Raw genomic sequence first — 16809 nt, 5'->3', positions numbered from 1 at the left:
GTTACTCCGCACGCGGCAGGTCGAAGCTGAACGCGGTCCACTGGCCCAGTTCGCTCTCGGCATACAGCTGACCGCCGTGGCGTTCCACCACCGCGTAGCTGATCGACAGGCCCAGGCCAAGCCCCTGCCCCACCTCGCGCGTGGTGAAGAACGGCTCGAACACGCGCGCCAGGTTTTCCTGGGGGATGCCAGGGCCGTTGTCGCGCACCATGACGTGCAGGCGGTGGTTGTCCCACCGGGCCGTGGTATGGATCGCCGGCGCGGCCGTGCCTGCCTTGCGCATGGCCAGCGCGGCATTCGAGAACAGGTTGATCAGCACGCCGATGATGGCCGCCTCGTCGCCCAGCACCAGGGTGTCGGCAGGCAGTTCGCGGCTGAGGCTGACGCCGCGCAGCTCATGCGCGGTCAGGCGGATCGACGAATCGAGCGCCTTCTCGAACAGGAACGGCGTGCCTTCCACCTCGGCGCCCGGCTTGCGGTAGGCAAAGGTCTTGAGGTCGGAGACGATATGCTGGATGCGCTGCATCCCCTGCTTGGCGTCGACCAGGCACTCTTCCAGCGAAGGGTTCTCCTTGGCCTGCGGCTCTTCCATCGCCACTTCGATCGCCATCAGGCAAAAGTTGACCGGGTTGTTCACCTCGTGCAGCAGCCCGGCCGCCAGCGTACCGATGGCGGCCATCTTCTCCTGCTGCAGCATCTGGCCCTTGATGTCGGCCAGCCGGCGGTTGATGTCGGCAAGCTCGTCGTTCTTGTGCGCCAGCTCTTCCTTGAGCCGGATCAGGTGGAAGTGGCCGCGCTCGTTCATGAACGTGTAGACCGCACTGGCCACGATCGAAAACATGATGAACAGCGAATTGACGGTGAAGTGCGCGCGCTGCGCCAGGCCATCGGGGTGGATCAGGCAGGCGCCGAGGTAGAGCAGGTAAGTGACCACGCCAAAGCCGATGGTCTGCCACAAGCCCATGGGCATGGCGATGCCGACCGCGAAGATGACCAGGTTCAGCCCGGCATAGTAGATGGACGAGGCGCCGTCGGTGGTGGCGATCATCCATGTGATCATCATCTGCGGCAGCAGCAGCCAGGCCAGCGTGAGCGGCTGCACGAAGCGCCGGCCGGCCTGGTTGGCCAGCAGCAGGAAGATCAGCCCGATCAGGACCGAGACCACCAGGCGGGCGACAAAGAACTGCAGCTGGTGGCTGGGATAGATCCCGTAGTCGAGCCCGACGCCGGCCATCACCAGCACGATGGCCGTCAGCGCGCCGGCCCGGCTCGAGACCAGGCGAAACTCGCGCAGGTCGGCCTCGTATGGGGAGTACCTGCTCGCAGTCCGTTTCAGCATGGTGGTCAGGCCTTGGCCGGATCAGTCACGATCGCTTCCACAAACACGTTGACGCCGGTCGGGTCGACGTAGGTGCGGCCGTCGCGCGTATTGGCCGGCAGCAACGACTGCATGCCGGCCTCATCGCGGTAGATCAGGTACCACTCCAGCATATGTTCCATGCTGTACCGTTCCGGGTTGTCGACGTGGACGTTGGTGGCCAGGATGCGCCCCTCGGGATGGGTGCGCGTGGAGAAATAGCTCAGCAGGCGCGCGCAGACGCGGTCGGACAGGTAGTCGAACAGGCCGGCGCAATAGACCCCGTCGAACTCGCGCAGCGACGGATCGTGGTCGATCCGGCGCTTGAGCAGTTCATGCACCGAGTGGTGGACATATTCCACCTCGATCTTCGCATTGGCCTTGCGGCAGCTCTCGTCGATGCGCTCGCGCGCGTACTCCAGCGTTTCCTGGCTGAAATCGAGCAGCTGGAACGACAGCCAGTGCGGCTCGGGGTATTCGGTAATGAAGCGGTTGATCTCGACCGCCGGGCCGCAGCCCACGTTGAGCAGCCGGAACGGCTTGCCCGCGGCACGGGCCTGGTCCGCCATGCGCACCAGGAAATCGACCAGCAGGTCGATGCGGTTGCGGTGGGCAGCGGCCACGGACGACTGCAGGAACGTTGCGTTGACGATCTGGAAGTAGGTGCTGGGGCCCTGGCGCGGATCCGACAGGATCTGGTTGACCATCTCGTAGTCGCCGGCATAGCCGAGCGGCTTGGTATAGGTCCGGAACACGAACGGCGAGCGCAGCAGCAAGGGATGCAGCGCCGCCTGCGTGAAGGTGCGGTGCATCACGGTGTCTTCTTCTGGCACGTGCGCGGCTTCGCCGTCGAGCCGCGCGGAATATTCGCGGATCTTCAGTGCGATCGGGGTGGCCAGCTCCTCGAACACGTCCATGCGCAGCGTATCGCCTTCCTTGGGCAGCGTGCTGGTCATGTCTACCTGCTCCACCCAGCGCGACACCTCGGACAGGAACGCGCGCATTTCATTGACCACGATCTGGTAGTCGGGCCGGATATTGAAGCGCTCATTCCAGTCCTGCACGAACCGCTGCGACTCGCGCGCGACCGATTTGGGCTCGTTGTCCAGGTTGCTCAGTTCCAGCCACTCGTCGATCAGCGTCAGCGACACCACCGCGGTCAGGCCGGTGTTCACCAGGCTCATGACCACGGCCTTGCCGAGGTAGGCATTCTTCGAGCCCATGCGGACGCTGAGTTCGCTCAGCACCTCGCTGACCTGCACGATCGAATACGGGTTGTAGATTTCCATCACCAGGGACTTTCTCTGGAGATTGACAATCGTGCCCCGCACCTGCTCGCCCTGCGAGTTGCGGAAACTAACTACCGGATCGATTTGCGTTTTGGAATACACGGTATTGCGCCAGGGAAAACCGAGAAACGCTGCGGGCCATACAGCCAGGGCAGAACGGCCGGGTACAGCATGAGGGGCGAGGAGGTCGCGGGGGCGGCTACCGGTATCGGGACATGCAGCGAATGCTCATAGTGATGCGCTTTAGCCGGTTGCGGGCATGGCTCCCCCGCCTTGGCAGGAGTAGCAATGCCCCGATCAAGGAGGGATTGCCGCGGGCCATTGTACTGTGCCCGTCGGGGGTCGTACAACCAAGTGCCCAGGCAGGCGCCTGAATCATACCGGACAACAAAAAAGGCCGGCATGGCCGGCCTTGACTGCCTGGAAGCCCGGCGCAGCGGGCTGGCACGCTCAGTCCGCGCGCACGCCTTCCACCTGGATGGCGAGCTTGACCTCGGGCTTGAAGCCCATTTTCACGCCATAGTCCAGGCCGAAGTCGGCACGGTTGAAATGGCCCACGGCATCGGCGCCGCAGGCTTCGCGCTTGAGCATCGGGTGCTGGATGCACTTGAAGTCGCGGATTTCCAGCTTGACCGGCTTGGACACGCCGCGCAGCGTCAGCACGCCGTCAACCTCGGTCGGTACGTCGCCCTTGAACTTGGAGAACTTGCCCTTGTAGACGGCCTCGGGGAAGGCTTCCACGTCGAACATGTCCGGGCCCTTGGCGTGCTGGTTCAGCTTGGCATTGCCGAAATCGATCGAAGCCGGGTCGATCTTGACCTCGACCGAGCCCGCCTTGGCGGCACGGTCCAGCGTGACCACGCCGCTGGACTTGTCGAACTTGCCGCGCCAGGTCGACAGGCCGCCCAGATGGTCGGCCTCGAAGCTCGGGTAGGTGTGGGTCGGATCGAGGTTGTAGGTCACGGTATTGGCCGAAGCCACGCCGAAAGCGGCAGTTGCGGAAATGGCCGCGACGGCGGCAACGAGGAAACGCAGTTTCATGAAATCTCCCGACAAATCAGGTTGGGGCGGAACCGTTCTCAGGAACGCCTGTTGGGTACGTCAGCGGAATGCCGGCCTTGCTTCTTACTTCTTGGCCAGCACGATACGGAATTTGATCTGCACGTCGTCGGCCACCACGGAAGTGTCCTTCCATTCCCCGTCGCCGATATTGAAGACGGTGCGCTTGATCGGCAGCGCGCCCTCGAACACCTGCACGGCGCCTTCCTGGCGGTAGGTGGCGGGCACGACCACGTCAACGGTCTTGCCCTTGATGGTCAGCTTGCCGGCCACGTCGTACTTGCCCGGCGTGCCGTTCTTGATGCTGGTGGACTGGAACACGGCCTTGGGGTACTTGGCGGCGTCGAACCAGTCCTTGCCCTTCACTTCCTTGGTGGTCTCGGCGTCGCCGATCTCGAAGCTGGACACATCGATCTCGACCTTGGCCGACGAGGTCGCCAGCTTGGCCGGGTCGAAGCTGACCGCGGCATCGAACTTCCTGAACTTGCCTTCCATCGGCACGCCGATCTGGCGCGCGACCGCGGTCACCGAGCTCTTGGCGGCGTCAACCTGCGCCCAGGCCAGGTTGGCGGCGATGCCGGAGGCGGCCAGGACGGCGGCGATGACGAGCGAGCCGCGGCGGGAATTGCGTTTCATCTCAAAAAACTCCTGTCAGGGTCGGCGCAGCGCGCCGCGGTACGTAAAAGGTTGGCCGGGGCGGCGCCTCAGCGCAGGAACGGCAGCATCCGGCCCAGCGTGCCGTCGCGGTCGACGAACTGGTGCTTGACCGCAGCCGCCGCATGGACAACGACTACCGCCGCCATCAGGTAGTTCAGCCAGATATGGACAAATTTCAGTACTTCTTTCAGTTCGTCGTTCTTTTCCAGCAGCGCCGGCATCTTCCACAGGCCCAGGTAGACCACCGGCACGCCCGCGGCCGAGCTGTACAGGTAGCCGCTGATCGGCACGATCACGATCAGCAGGTACAGCAGGTGATGGGCGCCGGCCGCGGCCTTGGCCTGCCAGGCCGGGGTGCCGGGCGCCACCGGCGGTGCCGCATGGGTTGCACGCCACAGCACGCGCAGCACGGCAACCGCGAAGATCGTCACACCCAGCCACTTGTGCCAGGAGTAGAGCTTGAGCTTGGTCGGCGTCAGCCCCGGAATGCCGGTCATGTACAGGCCGAGCCCGAACGCGGCGAAGATCGCCAGCGCGATGACCCAGTGCAAGGCGATCGCGGTGGCACCGTAGCCGGTGGGGGCATTGGCGGTAGAACGCATCGGATTCCTCTCGCCCGCGCAGGAGCGTTTCACAATTTTGGGGAAGGCACCGGCGGGGGCTGACCCGCCCGTGCGCTTACGATTCTCGCATTATTGCGGCGGGCTGTGCGCCGATGAAGGACAGTCCTTCATTAAGTTATTCAAATGCTTTGAAGTGACATTCTGTCGCAAGCGGCACAAAGCCGCAGCGGCCCTGCCCGCCTTGGTGCGCCAGAAAAGCAAAAAGCCATCCTCGCGGATGGCTTTTGCAGCACGCCGCCCCGGTTCAGGGGCGGAATGTGGTGTCAGATGCGCTCGGCCAGCACCACGGCCTTGCCGATATAGCTGGCGGGGGTCATGTCCAGCAGCAGCTTCTTGGCGTCGTCGGGGATCGCCAGGCCGTTGATGAAGGTCTGCAGCGCCTCGCGCGAGATGCCCTTGCCGCGGGTCAGCTCCTTGAGCTGCTCGTACGGGTTGGGCACGCCGAAGCGGCGCATCACGGTCTGCACCGGCTCGGCCAGAACCTCCCAGCAGTTGTCCAGGTCTTCGTCCAGGCGCTCGGGGTTGGTTTCCAGCTTGCCCAGTCCGCGCAGGCAGGCCTCATAGGCCAGCAGGCTGTAGCCGAAGGCCACGCCGATATTGCGCAGCACGGTCGAATCGGTCAGGTCGCGCTGCCAGCGCGACAGCGGCAGCTTTTCGGACAAGTGGCGCAGAACCGCGTTGGCCAGGCCCAGGTTGCCTTCGGAGTTCTCGAAGTCGATCGGGTTGACCTTGTGCGGCATGGTCGACGAGCCGATTTCGCCGGCCTTGGTCTTCTGCTTGAAGTAGCCCAGCGAGATATAGCCCCAGACGTCGCGGTTCAGGTCGAGCAGGATGGTGTTGGCGCGGGCGATCGCGTCAAACAGCTCGGCCATGTAGTCGTGCGGCTCGATCTGGATGGTGTAGGGGTTGAAGGCCAGGCCCAGGCGGGTCTCGATCACCTGCTTCGAGAACGCTTCCCAGTCGAAGGTCGGGTAGGCCGACAGGTGGGCGTTGTAGTTGCCCACCGCGCCGTTCATCTTGCCCAGCAGTTCGACCTGCTCGATGCGCTGGATCGCGCGCGCCAGGCGCGCGGCCACGTTGGCCATTTCCTTGCCCAGCGTGGTCGGGCTGGCCGGCTGGCCGTGGGTGCGCGACAGCATCGGCTGCGCGGCATTGAGCTTGGCCAGCTCGACCAGGCGGGCGTGCACGCGCTTGAGCGCAGGCACCACCACGCCTTCGCGGGCGCCCTTGAGCATCATGCCGTGCGAGGTGTTGTTGATGTCTTCCGAGGTGCAGGCGAAGTGGATGAACTCGCTGGCGGCTTCCAGCTCGGCGTTGCCCTTGACCTGTTCCTTGAGCCAGTACTCGACCGCCTTGACGTCATGGTTGGTGACGGCTTCGATTTCCTTGATGCGGGCGGCGTCGGCCTCGCTGAACTTGTCCACCAGCGCCAGCAGCGCGGCCTCGGAGGCGGCCGAGAACTTCGGCATGTCAGGCAGGCCGGCCTGCGCCAGCGCGATCAGCCAGTGCACCTCGACTTTGACGCGGTTGCGCATGAACGCGGCCTCGGACAGCCATTCGCGCAGCGCATCGGCCTTGGCGGCGTAACGGCCATCGATCGGGGACAGGGCGGTGAGCGGCGAAAGCGAAGAGGAGGTCATGCTGGAAACCGGGAAAAGGGAGGCAATGGAAGAAGGCGACGAACAAGGCGCGCCGCGGGGGCTGGCGCTGTCAGCGTTGGCGGCGGGAGGGATCGAAAAAGCGACTTTTTGCGGCCTGATGCGTCCAAAACGCAATGCCGGCAGGCCCGCCGGCGCTGCGCAACGCGGGATTTTACCACCCCTGCCCCGGCTCCGGGCCGCGGTAAAGCGCCGCCGCGGGGCATCGGTGCGCAAGCCCGCATTCGCCATGCACCACGGGTATACTCGCGCACGCCGTTCCAGTAGCCTGTTATGAAGTGCATCGGGCAAGCCGCGCGCCCCACCGCCGCTGCCACAGAGCGACGATGCACTTCATAACAAGCTCAAGGGGAGAATATGAAGCTGTATGCGTCCCGGACCAGTCCCTACGCGCGCAAGGTGCGCGTGGTGATGGCGGAGAAAAAGATCGAGTGCCAGCTCATCGAAGAGGATGTCTGGTCGCCCGAGACCAGGATCGGCCAGTTCAACCCGCTCGGCAAAGTGCCTTGCCTGGTCATGGAAGACGGCGGCGCGATCTTCGATTCGCGCGTGATCGTGGAATATGTCGACACCTTGACGCCGGTCAGCCGGATGATCCCGCAGGGCGGGCGCGAGCGCCTGGAGGTCCGCTGCTGGGAGGCGCTCGCCGACGGCCTGCTCGACGCCGCGCTGCTGGTGCGCCTGGAAGCGACCCAGCGCGAGGCCCACGAGCGCAGCGAGCGCTGGGTGCAGCGCCAGCGCGGCAAGATCGACGCGGCGCTGGTGGCGATGGCGCACGGCCTGGCCGACCGCCCCTTCTGCACCGGCACGCACTATTCGCTGGCCGACGTGGCGGTGGGCTGTGCGCTGACCTACCTGGACTTCCGCTTCCCCGAGATCGCCTGGCGCGAGCGCCATCCCAACCTGGCGGCGCTGGAGGAAAAGCTGTCCAAGCGCCAGTCGTTTATCGATACGGAACCGCCGCGCGGCTGATCCGCAGCGGCCGACAAGAAAACACCCGCCTCGAGCGGGTGTTTTTTCGTGCAGCGGCAGCGCTTACTGGATGATGCCGCCGCCCAGGCAGATGTCGCCGTCGTACAGCACCGCCGACTGGCCGGGCGTGACCGCCCATTGCACCTCGGCAAACCCGAGCGTCAGCGCGTCGCCGTCCACCGCCTGCACCGTGCAGTCCGCATCGCTCTGGCGGTAGCGCGTCTTGGCCGCCATCGCCGCGCCGGCGGCGGGCGGCTCGCCGGCTACCCAGGACAGGTCCGACGCGGTCAGCACCGGCGTCAGCAGCCACGGGTGGTCGTGGCCCTGCACCACGAAAAGCGTATTGTTCGCCATATCCTTGCGCGCTACGTACCAGGCATCGCCGTTGCCGTCGCGGCTGCCACCCAGGCCGATCCCCTTGCGCTGGCCCAGCGTGTAGAAGGCCAGGCCGATATGCTCGCCCACGACCTTGCCCTCGGGCGTCTTCATCGGGCCCGGCTTGGTCGGCAGGTAGCGGTTCAGGAAATCGCGGAACGGGCGCTCGCCGATAAAGCAGATGCCGGTGGAGTCCTTCTTCTTCGCGTTCGGCAGGCCGATCTCGGCGGCGATCTCGCGCACGCGCGTCTTGGGGATCTCGCCCAGTGGGAACAGCGTGCGCGACAGCTGCGCCTGGTTCAGCCGGTGCAGGAAGTAGCTCTGGTCCTTGGTATGGTCGAGCGCCTTGAGCAGTTCGAACCGGCCGGCCGCGTTCTGCCGCACGCGCGCATAGTGGCCGGTGGCGATGGTTTCCGCGCCCAGCGACATGGCATGGTCGAGGAAGGCCTTGAACTTGATCTCGGCATTGCACAGGACGTCCGGGTTGGGCGTGCGCCCGGCGGAGTATTCGCGCAGGAAGTCGGCAAAGACCCGGTCCTTGTACTCGGCGGCAAAGTTGACCGCCTCCACGTCGACGCCGATCAGGTCGGCCACCGACACCACGTCCAGCCAGTCCTGGCGCGTGGAGCAGTACTCGCTGTCGTCATCGTCTTCCCAGTTCTTCATGAACAGGCCGATGACCTCGTAGCCCTGCTGCTTGAGCAGCCACGCGGTGACCGACGAATCGACCCCGCCCGACATGCCCACGACGACACGTTTTCCGGCACCACTCACGGCTGCGCTCCCAGCGGAATCGCCGCGGCCAGCGCCGACGGGTGCGTGTACAAGGCGTCCAGCGCAAAGCGCTTGCCGGCCAGGTAGTCGTTGACGCAGGCCATCACCAGCGGCGAACGGTGACGCTCCGGGCAGGCGCGCAGTTCTTCCGCGCTCATCCAGACCGTGCGCACGATGCCGGTATCGAGCTGGCGGCCCGCATCGAGCGAGCCCAGGTCGCCGGTAAAGGCAAAGCGAACATAGGTCACATCGGTGCCGGTGCGCGACGACAGCGAACGGCCCATGTAGCAGCCCAGCAACGCGCGCGGCTCAAAGGTGTGCGCGGTCTCTTCCAGGGTTTCGCGGATCACGGCGCGGATCAGGCTCTCGCCCGGGTCCAGGTGTCCGGCGGGCTGGTTCAGGCGCAGCCCGTCGGCGGTTTCCTCTTCGACCAGCAGGAAGCGGCCGCCACGTTCGATCACGGCGGCAACGGTCACGCTGGCATTCCAGTCACTTGACATGATGCTCAATTTTTAGGCAATCCAGCATTCTACCGGTTGCGGGCCCATCGTGCAGCGCCGCCGACCCGCCATGGCCCCGGGCGGGTGAGCCCGGCTGGTGCTGAAATACCGGCTGCAACTCCCCCTTTGGCGGTCGCCGCAAAAGCCGACCAGCCGGTCACCATTGAACGTCAGATTCCTGTAAGCTGCGAAAAAATTGTTGCGCTGCGGCTTAAGCCTGCGGCGCGCACGGGCCAGACGTCGGTCCGCCCAACCAGACAAGACGCCAGCTAAAGGAGAAATTGACGATGTACATCGGCATCCCGCAGGAGACGCGGGCCGGCGAGACTCGCGTCGCCGCCACCCCGGAGACAGTCAAGAAGTACGTCGCCCAGGGCCACAAGGTGGTCGTGCAGGCCGGCGCCGGCGTAAGCGCCAGCCAGCCCGACGGCGCGTATGAGGCCGTCGGCGCCACCATCGGCACCGCTGCCGAAGCACTGGGCGCCCAGCTGGTGCTCAAGGTGCGCGCCCCCGACACCGCCGAACTGGCGCAGATGAAGCCAGGCGCCGTACTGGTCGGCATGCTCAATCCCTTCGACGCCGAGAACAACGCGCGCATGTCCGCCGCGAACATCACCGCCTTTGCCCTGGAAGCCGCGCCGCGCACCACGCGCGCGCAGAGCATGGACGTGCTGTCGTCGCAGGCCAATATCGCCGGCTACAAGGCCGTGCTGGTGGCGGCGCACCACTACCAGCGCTTCATGCCGATGCTGATGACCGCCGCCGGCACCGTCAAGGCTGCACGCGTGCTGATCCTGGGTGCTGGCGTCGCCGGCCTGCAGGCCATCGCCACGGCCAAGCGGCTGGGCGCGGTGATCGAGGCCTCCGATGTGCGCCCCGCGGTCAAGGAGCAGATCGAATCGCTCGGCGCCAAGTTCCTCGACGTGCCCTTCCTCACCGATGAAGAGCGCGAGATCGCCCAGGGCGTCGGCGGCTATGCCCGCCCGATGCCGCCGGACTGGATGAAGCGCCAGGCCGAGCTGGTGCACCAGCGCGCGGTCCAGGCCGACATCGTCATCACCACCGCACTGATCCCGGGCCGCAAAGCGCCGGTGCTGCTGCAGGAAGCCACCGTGGCGCAGATGAAACCCGGCTCGGTGGTGGTGGACCTGGCCGCGGCACAGGGCGGCAACTGCCCGCTGACGGTGGCCGACGAAGTGGTCAATCACAACGGCGTCATCATTATCGGCCACACCAACCTGGCCAGCATGGTCGCGGCTGACGCCTCGGCGCTCTATGCCCGCAACGTGCTGGACTTCCTCAAGCTGGTCGTCGACAAGGACGGCCAGTTCACGCTGAACCTTGAAGACGACATCGTCGCGGCCTGCCTGATGTGCAGGGACGGCAAGGTCGTGCGAGAGGCGGCGTAATTTCCACGGGCGCCGTGCGCCCACTGCTTTTGCATCAAATATAAGGACGTATCACCCATGCAACGCATCATGCTCCGCGCCAAGCTCCACCGCGTCACCGTGACGCAGGCGGACCTCAACTACGAGGGTTCGTGCGGCATCGACCAGGACCTGCTGGACGCTGCCGACATGAAGGAGTTCGAGAAGATCGAGCTGTACAACGTGAACAACGGCGAGCGCTTCTCCACCTACATCATCAAGGGCGAGCGCGGCAGCGGCGAGATCTCGCTGAACGGCGCCGCGGCCCGCCGCGCGCACCTGGGCGACCAGCTGATCATCTGCACCTACGCGCCGATGAGCGACGAGGAAATCGCCGCCTACAAGCCCAAGGTCATCCTGGTGAACGAGAAGAACGGCATCAAGGAAATCAAGAAGTTCTGAGGGTTTGCTCCCCACCCCTCTGCCGCAGGCGGGAGAGGGGTCGCGCAGCTGGTCGCCTAGAGCCATGACCCGCACAGAGGTCTGTCGGCCTGCCTGCGCGGCAGCATCCCGGTCGTTCGCAATACAGCAAAAGACAAGCGGCATCCCGGATTCAAAGCAACGGAGGAGAAGTCGATGGAGATGGTGAACCACACGGTGATCAACCTGATCATCTTCGTGCTGGCGATCTACGTGGGTTACCACGTGGTCTGGACGGTAACGCCAGCCCTGCATACGCCCCTGATGGCGGTGACCAATGCGATCTCGGCGATCATCATCGTCGGCGCCATGCTCGCCGCGGGCCTGACCGAAGGCGGGGTCGGGCGCGTGATGGGCACGCTGGCGGTGGCACTGGCCGCGGTCAATGTGTTCGGCGGCTTCCTGGTCACCCAGCGCATGCTGGAGATGTTCAAGAAGAAGGAACCGAAGGCCAAGGCGCCTGAGGCCAAGCCGGCACTGGCCAAGGAGGGCGCGTGATGACCGGTCTTGTCAGCATGAACCTCGTCACCCTGCTCTACCTGGTGGCCTCGGTCTGCTTTATCCAGGCGCTCAAGGGCCTGTCGCACCCGGCCTCGGCGCGCAAGGGCAATGCCTTCGGCATGATCGGCATGGCCATTGCCGCGGTGACCACGCTGGTCCTGATCATCAAGCTGAAGAATGAATTCCTCGCGGCGGGCACGGCCCAGTCGTCGGTGGGCACGGGCCTGGCACTGATCCTCGCCGCGCTCGTGGTCGGCGGCGGCATCGGCGCCTACGTGGCGAAGAAAGTGCAGATGACCAAGATGCCCGAGCTGGTCGCGGCGATGCACTCGCTGATCGGTCTCGCGGCAGTGTTCATCGCGGTGGCGGCGGTGGCCGAGCCGGCGGCGTTCGGCATCAGCCCGGCAGGCTCGCACCTGATCCCGCTGGGCAACCGCATCGAGCTCTTCATCGGCTGCTTCGTCGGCGCGATTACGTTCTCGGGCTCGGTGATCGCCTTCGGCAAGCTGGCCGGGCGCTACAAGTTCCGCCTGTTCCAGGGCGCGCCGGTGGTGTTTGCCGGCCAGCACTGGCTGAACCTGCTGCTGGCGGTGGCGATGGTGGGCTTCGGCGTCATCTTCTTCCTGTCGCAGGACTGGCTGCCGTTCCTGATCATGCTGGCGATCGCCTTCGTGCTGGGCGTGCTGATCATCATCCCGATCGGCGGCGCCGACATGCCGGTGGTGGTGTCGATGCTGAACTCGTACTCGGGCTGGGCGGCGGCGGGCATCGGCTTCTCGCTGAACAACCCGATGCTGATCATCGCGGGCTCGCTGGTGGGCTCCTCCGGTGCGATCCTGTCGTACATCATGTGCAAGGCGATGAACCGGTCGTTCTTCAACGTGCTGCTGGGCGGTTTCGGCGGCGCGACGGCGGCGGCGGCAACGGGCGACCAGCAGCAGCGCCCGGTCAAGTCGGGTTCGGCAGACGATGCCGCGTTCCTGATGGGCAACGCCGAGACCGTGATCATCGTGCCGGGCTATGGCCTGGCCGTGGCGCGCGCCCAACACGCGCTCAAGGAACTGACCGAGAAGCTGGCCGAAAAGGGCGTGACCGTGAAGTACGCGATCCACCCGGTGGCAGGCCGCATGCCGGGCCATATGAACGTGCTGCTGGCCGAGGCCGAGGTGCCGTACGACCAGGTCTTCGAGATGGAAGACATCAACAGCGAGTTCGGCCAGGCCGACGTGGTGCTGGTGCTGGGCGCCAACGACGTGGTCAACCCGGCGGCCAAGAACGACCCCCAGTCGCCGATTGCCGGCATGCCGATCCTGGAGGCCTACAAGGCCAAGACCATCATCGTCAACAAGCGCTCCATGGCCGCAGGCTACGCCGGGCTGGACAACGAGCTGTTCTACATGGACAAGACCATGATGGTGTTCGGCGACGCCAAGAAGGTGGTCGAAGACATGTTCAAGGCGGTCGACTAAGGCCGTCCGCGCGCCGCGTGCAGGCCCGGGCCATCCCGGCCCTGCCGCGGGCGATTCTCCCGCCCGGCGCCCGCCGGGCTCCTCTGCCGCCGGCCCTGGCTGCAAGGCGTGCCTTGCAAGGCAGCCGTGGCGCGCTATACTGGCCTGCGAATGCGCACACTGGCTTGCCGCTTGCGCCACGCCCGTGCCTAACCACTGCGCCGAACCCCTGCCCGCCGCTCCATGACCTTCAACCCGCACGACCGGAACCTGTCGGTCTTCCATCACCCGGTCCTGACCGTCCTGGTCGATGACAGCAAGTCGTTCATCGACAGCCTGGCGTTCCAGATGGATGCCTCGCGCGCGGTGATCACCTTCACCGATCCGCGTGAAGCGCTGCAATGGATCCGCGAGGCCTACGCCACCCGCTTCCCGGGCTTCCTGCCGGTGCGCGTGACGCACGACGACCTGACCTTCCTGACCGAGCGGCGCACCGTGCAGCTCGACATCGACCGCATCTACCGCCAGATCCACGACTTCAAGCGCTTCCTGCAGCCGGGCGTGGTGGTGGTCGACTATTCGATGCCGCAGATGGACGGGCTGGAATTCTGCCAGGCGCTGCAGGACCTGCCCTGCAAGACCATCCTGCTGACCGGCACCGCCGACGAGAGCATCGCCGTGCAAGGCTTCAACCACGGGCTGATCGACCGCTACGTGAAGAAGCATGAAAGCAATATGGTCGAGCGGCTGGACCAGGAAATCGAGGCCATGCAGCAGGCGTATTTCGCCACGCTGTCGCGCACGCTGCGCGAGTTGCTGACGCGGCATTCGTTCTCGTTCCTGTCCGATCCGGCCATCACCGAGCGCGTGCGCCAGCTGATCGCGCGCTATGGTTTTGTCGAGTACTACCTGTACCCCAACCCGGCCGGCATCCTGCTGCTGACCGCGCAGGGCCACGCCACGCTGATGGTGATCGAGACCCGCGCCGGGCTGATGAGCCAGGTGGAATCGGCCGAGGCCTACGACGCCCCGGCGGCGCTGATCGAAGGCCTGCGCGAAGGCCGGCTGGTGCCGTTCTTCTGGCCCGGCAACGGCATGTACACGCCGGCGTGCGTGGACTGGGAACAATACTGCCTGCCGGCCGAGCGCTGCGAAGGCAATGAAGAATTCATCTACGCGCTGTTCGACCTGCCGCGCCACCTGCTGCAGGAGCCGGTGGTCAGCCTGCAGGGCTTCCTGGCGGACTTCAGCCGTAATCCGGACGCACTGACGGGGCGCAAGCGCCCCTGACCCGGCGGCGCAGGCGCCGTCAGTCCGCCTGCGCCGCCCGGTTGGCGCCGCGCACCATGTCGAAGCGGAACAGCCGGCATTCGATATTGCCGTTGTAGAGCGGCGTGCGGCGCGACTCCTTGAGCCGCAGCCGGCGCGGGAAGCCCATGTCGCCGGTAAACACCCACGCCTGCCAGCCCGCGAAATGCTGCTTGAGCGTGGTGGCAAAGGCACTGGCGAACTGGTTGGCGGCGGCCTCCTCCACCTCGTCGCGCGGCATCTCTTCCTCCGGCAAGCGGCGCTGGCCGCGCACCGCGATGCGCTCGCCGTACGGGGGGTTCATCAACAGCAAACCCGGCTCTTCAAAAGGCGGCTGCACGAAGCGCGCATCCACCTGCTTGGTGCGCGCTTCGCCCGGCAGGCCGGCACGCTCCCAGTTGGCGCGCGTGATGGCCAGCATGTCGGTGGAGATGTCCGAACCCACCACCTGCAGCTCATCGGCCGAGGCCAGCATGCGGGCGCGCTGCGCGTCCGCCTTCAGCTTCTGCCAGGCCTTGGTGTCCATGCCCTTGAGCCATTCGAAGGCAAAGCTGCGGCTGCCGCCCGGCGCGATGCCCAGCGCCACCTGCGCGGCCTCGATCAGGAAGGTGCCGCTGCCGCACATCGGGTCGTAGAAGGGCCGGAAGGTCTGGCCCGGCACCCAGCCCGCCAGGCGCAGGATGCCCGCGGCCAGGTTTTCCTTCAGCGGCGCCTCGCCCTTCTCGGTGCGCCAGCCGCGCTTGAACAGGGGCTCGCCGGTGGTGTCGAGATACAGCGTGCAGTCACGCTCGGTCAGGTGGGCATAGATGCGCACATCCGGGCTGGCGGTATCGACGCTCGGGCGCGCGCCGACGCGATCGCGCAGGGCATCGCAGACCCCGTCCTTGACGCGCAGCGCGGTGAAATTCAGGCTGCGCAGCGGCGACTTGTGCGACGTGATGTCCACGCGCAGCGATTCATCGGGCGAAAACCACTGCTCCCAGCGCACGCCGCGTGCCAGCGTATAGATGTCGTCCTCATGCCGGTAGCCGCGCGCGGCCACGCGCATCAGCACCCGGCTGGCAATGCGCGAATGCAGGTTGACCGCATAGGCGGCGGCCATCTCGCCCGAGAAATTGACGCCGCCCGGCACCTCCTGGTGCACCGTGAACGGCGCCAGCGCGGCCATGCCCGGCATCGCGGCGATCTCGCGCAGTTCTTCGGCGAGCGCGCTCTCCAGGCCGCGCGGGCAAGGGGCAAAGAAGGCTTGGGTCATGTGTTGGGTATCCTGCAAACAAAAACGTCCGCCGTAGCGGACGGGGATCTATCCGAAGCTTAGCTCAAGCCGCCACCAGGGCGCGGTCGAGGAAATCCAGCCGGTCCTGGCCCCAGAAGGGCTGGCCGTCATGGACGTACCACGGCGCGCCGAACACGCCGGCCGAAATCGCGTCCTGGGTGTTCTGCGCATAGGCGGCCTGCACCGACTGCGCCTCGCTGGCCTTGAGCAGGCTGGCACCGTCCAGGCCGGCCTCGTCGGCGATCTGCGCCAGCGTGGCGGCATCGGCGATATTGCGCTGCTGCGCCCACACCGCCGCGCCAATCGCGCCGGTCAGCTGCATCGCGCGCGCGGTGCCGTGCGCCAGCTGCGCGGCGATGATCAGCTTGCTGGCCGCGTCGCCCGATACCGGGAAGAACGTCGGCTGCGGATGCAGCGGCAGGTCCAGGAATTCGCTCCAGCGCGCCAGCTCCACCAGGCGGTAGGCCTGGCGCTGGGGCGGGCGCTGCGACAGCGGCAGCCCGCCGGAGACGGAAAACACCTTGCCCAGGTCGCACGGCTTCAGGTTCACCTGGGCGTCATGGCGCCCGGCGATGGCGGCAAAGCGCGCATGGCCCAGGTAGACGAACGGCGACTGCGGCGTCAGGTAATAGTCAACCAGCTTGCTCATCTCGATTTTCGCAACAGGATTGGCAACAACAGACCGGGCGCCAGGCTCAGAACGGCTTGACGACCACCAGGATCACCACCGCCAGCAGCACCAGCACCGGCAGCTCATTGAACCAGCGATAAAACTTGTGCGAGCGCGCATTGCGCCCCGCCTCGAACTTGCGCAGCAGCACGCCGCAGCCGTGGTGGTAGCCGATCAGCACCAGCACCAGCGCCAGCTTGGCGTGCATCCAGCCCTGCCCCGCGCCGCGGCCGATGCCGTAGCCCAGGTACAGCCACAGCCCGAACACCACCGCCGGCACCGCCAGCATGGTCATGAAGCGGAACAGCTTGCGCGCCATCAGCAACAGGCGCTGCGTGCTGGCGGCGTCGGTTTCCATGGCCAGGTTGACGAAAATGCGCGGCAGGTAGAACAGGCCGGCGAACCACGAGACCACGAAGACGATATGCAGCGCTTTGACCCAGAGCATCGGCAGAGAGACGTTCGAGAACGATTGTTATTGTTGTTGGCGCGCGA

17 protein-coding genes are annotated in these 16809 nt (G+C 65.8%); 6 read left to right on the top strand and 11 right to left on the bottom strand.

Annotated elements, in window-relative coordinates; genetic code table 11:
• Position 1: 1 nt before the first annotated feature.
• The 6 genes from CF68_RS07955 to purB all read right to left on the bottom strand — a co-directional run bounded on the left by CF68_RS07955 (position 2) and on the right by purB (position 6625).
• Positions 2-1339: a sensor histidine kinase gene (locus tag CF68_RS07955; protein ID WP_035817222.1), complete on the bottom strand. Its 1338-nt coding sequence runs from the start codon at positions 1337-1339 to the stop codon at positions 2-4.
• A 5-nt stretch (positions 1340-1344) separates the two neighbouring features.
• Positions 1345-2748: a class I SAM-dependent methyltransferase gene (locus CF68_RS07950; RefSeq protein WP_035817221.1), complete on the bottom strand. Its 1404-nt coding sequence runs from the start codon at positions 2746-2748 to the stop codon at positions 1345-1347.
• Positions 2749-3096: 348 nt separating this feature from the next.
• Complete coding sequence (locus tag CF68_RS07945) at positions 3097-3687, bottom strand: YceI family protein (protein WP_035817220.1); 591 nt, start codon at positions 3685-3687, stop codon at positions 3097-3099.
• An 84-nt stretch (positions 3688-3771) separates the two neighbouring features.
• Complete coding sequence (locus CF68_RS07940) at positions 3772-4341, bottom strand: YceI family protein (RefSeq protein WP_010815070.1); 570 nt, start codon at positions 4339-4341, stop codon at positions 3772-3774.
• A 68-nt stretch (positions 4342-4409) separates the two neighbouring features.
• Entirely contained in the window at positions 4410-4964 is a 555-nt protein-coding gene (locus tag CF68_RS07935; RefSeq protein ID WP_035817219.1) for a cytochrome b, read from the bottom strand.
• A 284-nt stretch (positions 4965-5248) separates the two neighbouring features.
• The gene (gene purB / locus CF68_RS07930; protein WP_035817218.1) at positions 5249-6625 is read right to left on the bottom strand and encodes an adenylosuccinate lyase; all 1377 of its coding nucleotides are present in this window, start codon (positions 6623-6625) and stop codon (positions 5249-5251) included.
• Positions 6626-7000: 375 nt separating this feature from the next.
• On the opposite strand from purB, the gene CF68_RS07925 reads away from it, so the two are divergent.
• Positions 7001-7615, top strand: a complete 615-nt coding sequence (locus tag CF68_RS07925) for a glutathione S-transferase C-terminal domain-containing protein (RefSeq protein WP_035817217.1) — start codon at positions 7001-7003, stop codon at positions 7613-7615.
• Between the two features lie 63 nt (positions 7616-7678).
• Here CF68_RS07925 and mnmA read toward each other — a convergent pair whose 3' ends face one another.
• A complete protein-coding gene (mnmA, locus tag CF68_RS07920; protein WP_084187119.1) occupies positions 7679-8764 on the bottom strand; it encodes a tRNA 2-thiouridine(34) synthase MnmA in 1086 nt (361 codons plus the stop codon).
• On the bottom strand, positions 8761-9264 hold the full coding sequence (locus CF68_RS07915; RefSeq protein WP_035817215.1) for an NUDIX hydrolase: 504 nt from the start codon (positions 9262-9264) through the stop codon (positions 8761-8763). Before CF68_RS07915 ends, mnmA begins: the two co-directional genes overlap by 4 nt.
• Before the next feature lie 287 nt (positions 9265-9551).
• Between CF68_RS07915 and CF68_RS07910 the strand changes: the two genes are divergently transcribed.
• The 5 genes from CF68_RS07910 to CF68_RS07890 all read left to right on the top strand — a co-directional run bounded on the left by CF68_RS07910 (position 9552) and on the right by CF68_RS07890 (position 14350).
• Positions 9552-10673, top strand: a complete 1122-nt coding sequence (locus CF68_RS07910) for a Re/Si-specific NAD(P)(+) transhydrogenase subunit alpha (RefSeq protein ID WP_035817214.1) — start codon at positions 9552-9554, stop codon at positions 10671-10673.
• 57 nt (positions 10674-10730) lie between these two features.
• Entirely contained in the window at positions 10731-11093 is a 363-nt protein-coding gene (gene panD / locus CF68_RS07905) for an aspartate 1-decarboxylase (RefSeq protein WP_010815077.1), read from the top strand.
• 174 nt (positions 11094-11267) lie between these two features.
• On the top strand, positions 11268-11609 hold the full coding sequence (locus tag CF68_RS07900) for an NAD(P) transhydrogenase subunit alpha (protein ID WP_035817213.1): 342 nt from the start codon (positions 11268-11270) through the stop codon (positions 11607-11609).
• Positions 11609-13081, top strand: a complete 1473-nt coding sequence (locus CF68_RS07895; RefSeq protein ID WP_035817212.1) for an NAD(P)(+) transhydrogenase (Re/Si-specific) subunit beta — start codon at positions 11609-11611, stop codon at positions 13079-13081. The genes CF68_RS07900 and CF68_RS07895 overlap by 1 nt, the downstream gene beginning before the upstream one ends.
• A 222-nt stretch (positions 13082-13303) precedes the next feature.
• Positions 13304-14350 carry a two-component system response regulator gene (locus CF68_RS07890; RefSeq protein ID WP_010813222.1) on the top strand — a complete coding sequence of 349 codons (1047 nt, stop codon included), beginning with the start codon at positions 13304-13306 and terminating at the stop codon, positions 14348-14350.
• A 19-nt stretch (positions 14351-14369) separates the two neighbouring features.
• Here the strand turns inward: CF68_RS07890 and CF68_RS07885 are convergent, their stop codons facing one another.
• The 3 genes from CF68_RS07885 to CF68_RS07875 form a co-directional block, all read right to left on the bottom strand.
• The gene (locus CF68_RS07885) at positions 14370-15623 is read right to left on the bottom strand and encodes a class I SAM-dependent RNA methyltransferase (RefSeq protein ID WP_035817210.1); all 1254 of its coding nucleotides are present in this window, start codon (positions 15621-15623) and stop codon (positions 14370-14372) included.
• A gap of 64 nt (positions 15624-15687) precedes the next feature.
• Positions 15688-16293, bottom strand: a complete 606-nt coding sequence (locus CF68_RS07880; protein WP_035817208.1) for a 2-hydroxychromene-2-carboxylate isomerase — start codon at positions 16291-16293, stop codon at positions 15688-15690.
• Positions 16294-16339: 46 nt separating this feature from the next.
• Entirely contained in the window at positions 16340-16762 is a 423-nt protein-coding gene (locus CF68_RS07875; protein WP_035817206.1) for a CopD family protein, read from the bottom strand.
• Positions 16763-16809 lie beyond the last annotated feature (47 nt).

Origin of the sequence: Cupriavidus sp. SK-4 (genome assembly GCF_000611125.1) — a bacterium.
Classification (GTDB): Bacteria; Pseudomonadota; Gammaproteobacteria; order Burkholderiales; family Burkholderiaceae; genus Cupriavidus; species Cupriavidus necator.
Note: the sequence above shows the minus strand (reverse complement) of the source record. Positions and strands in the feature narration are given on the sequence as shown.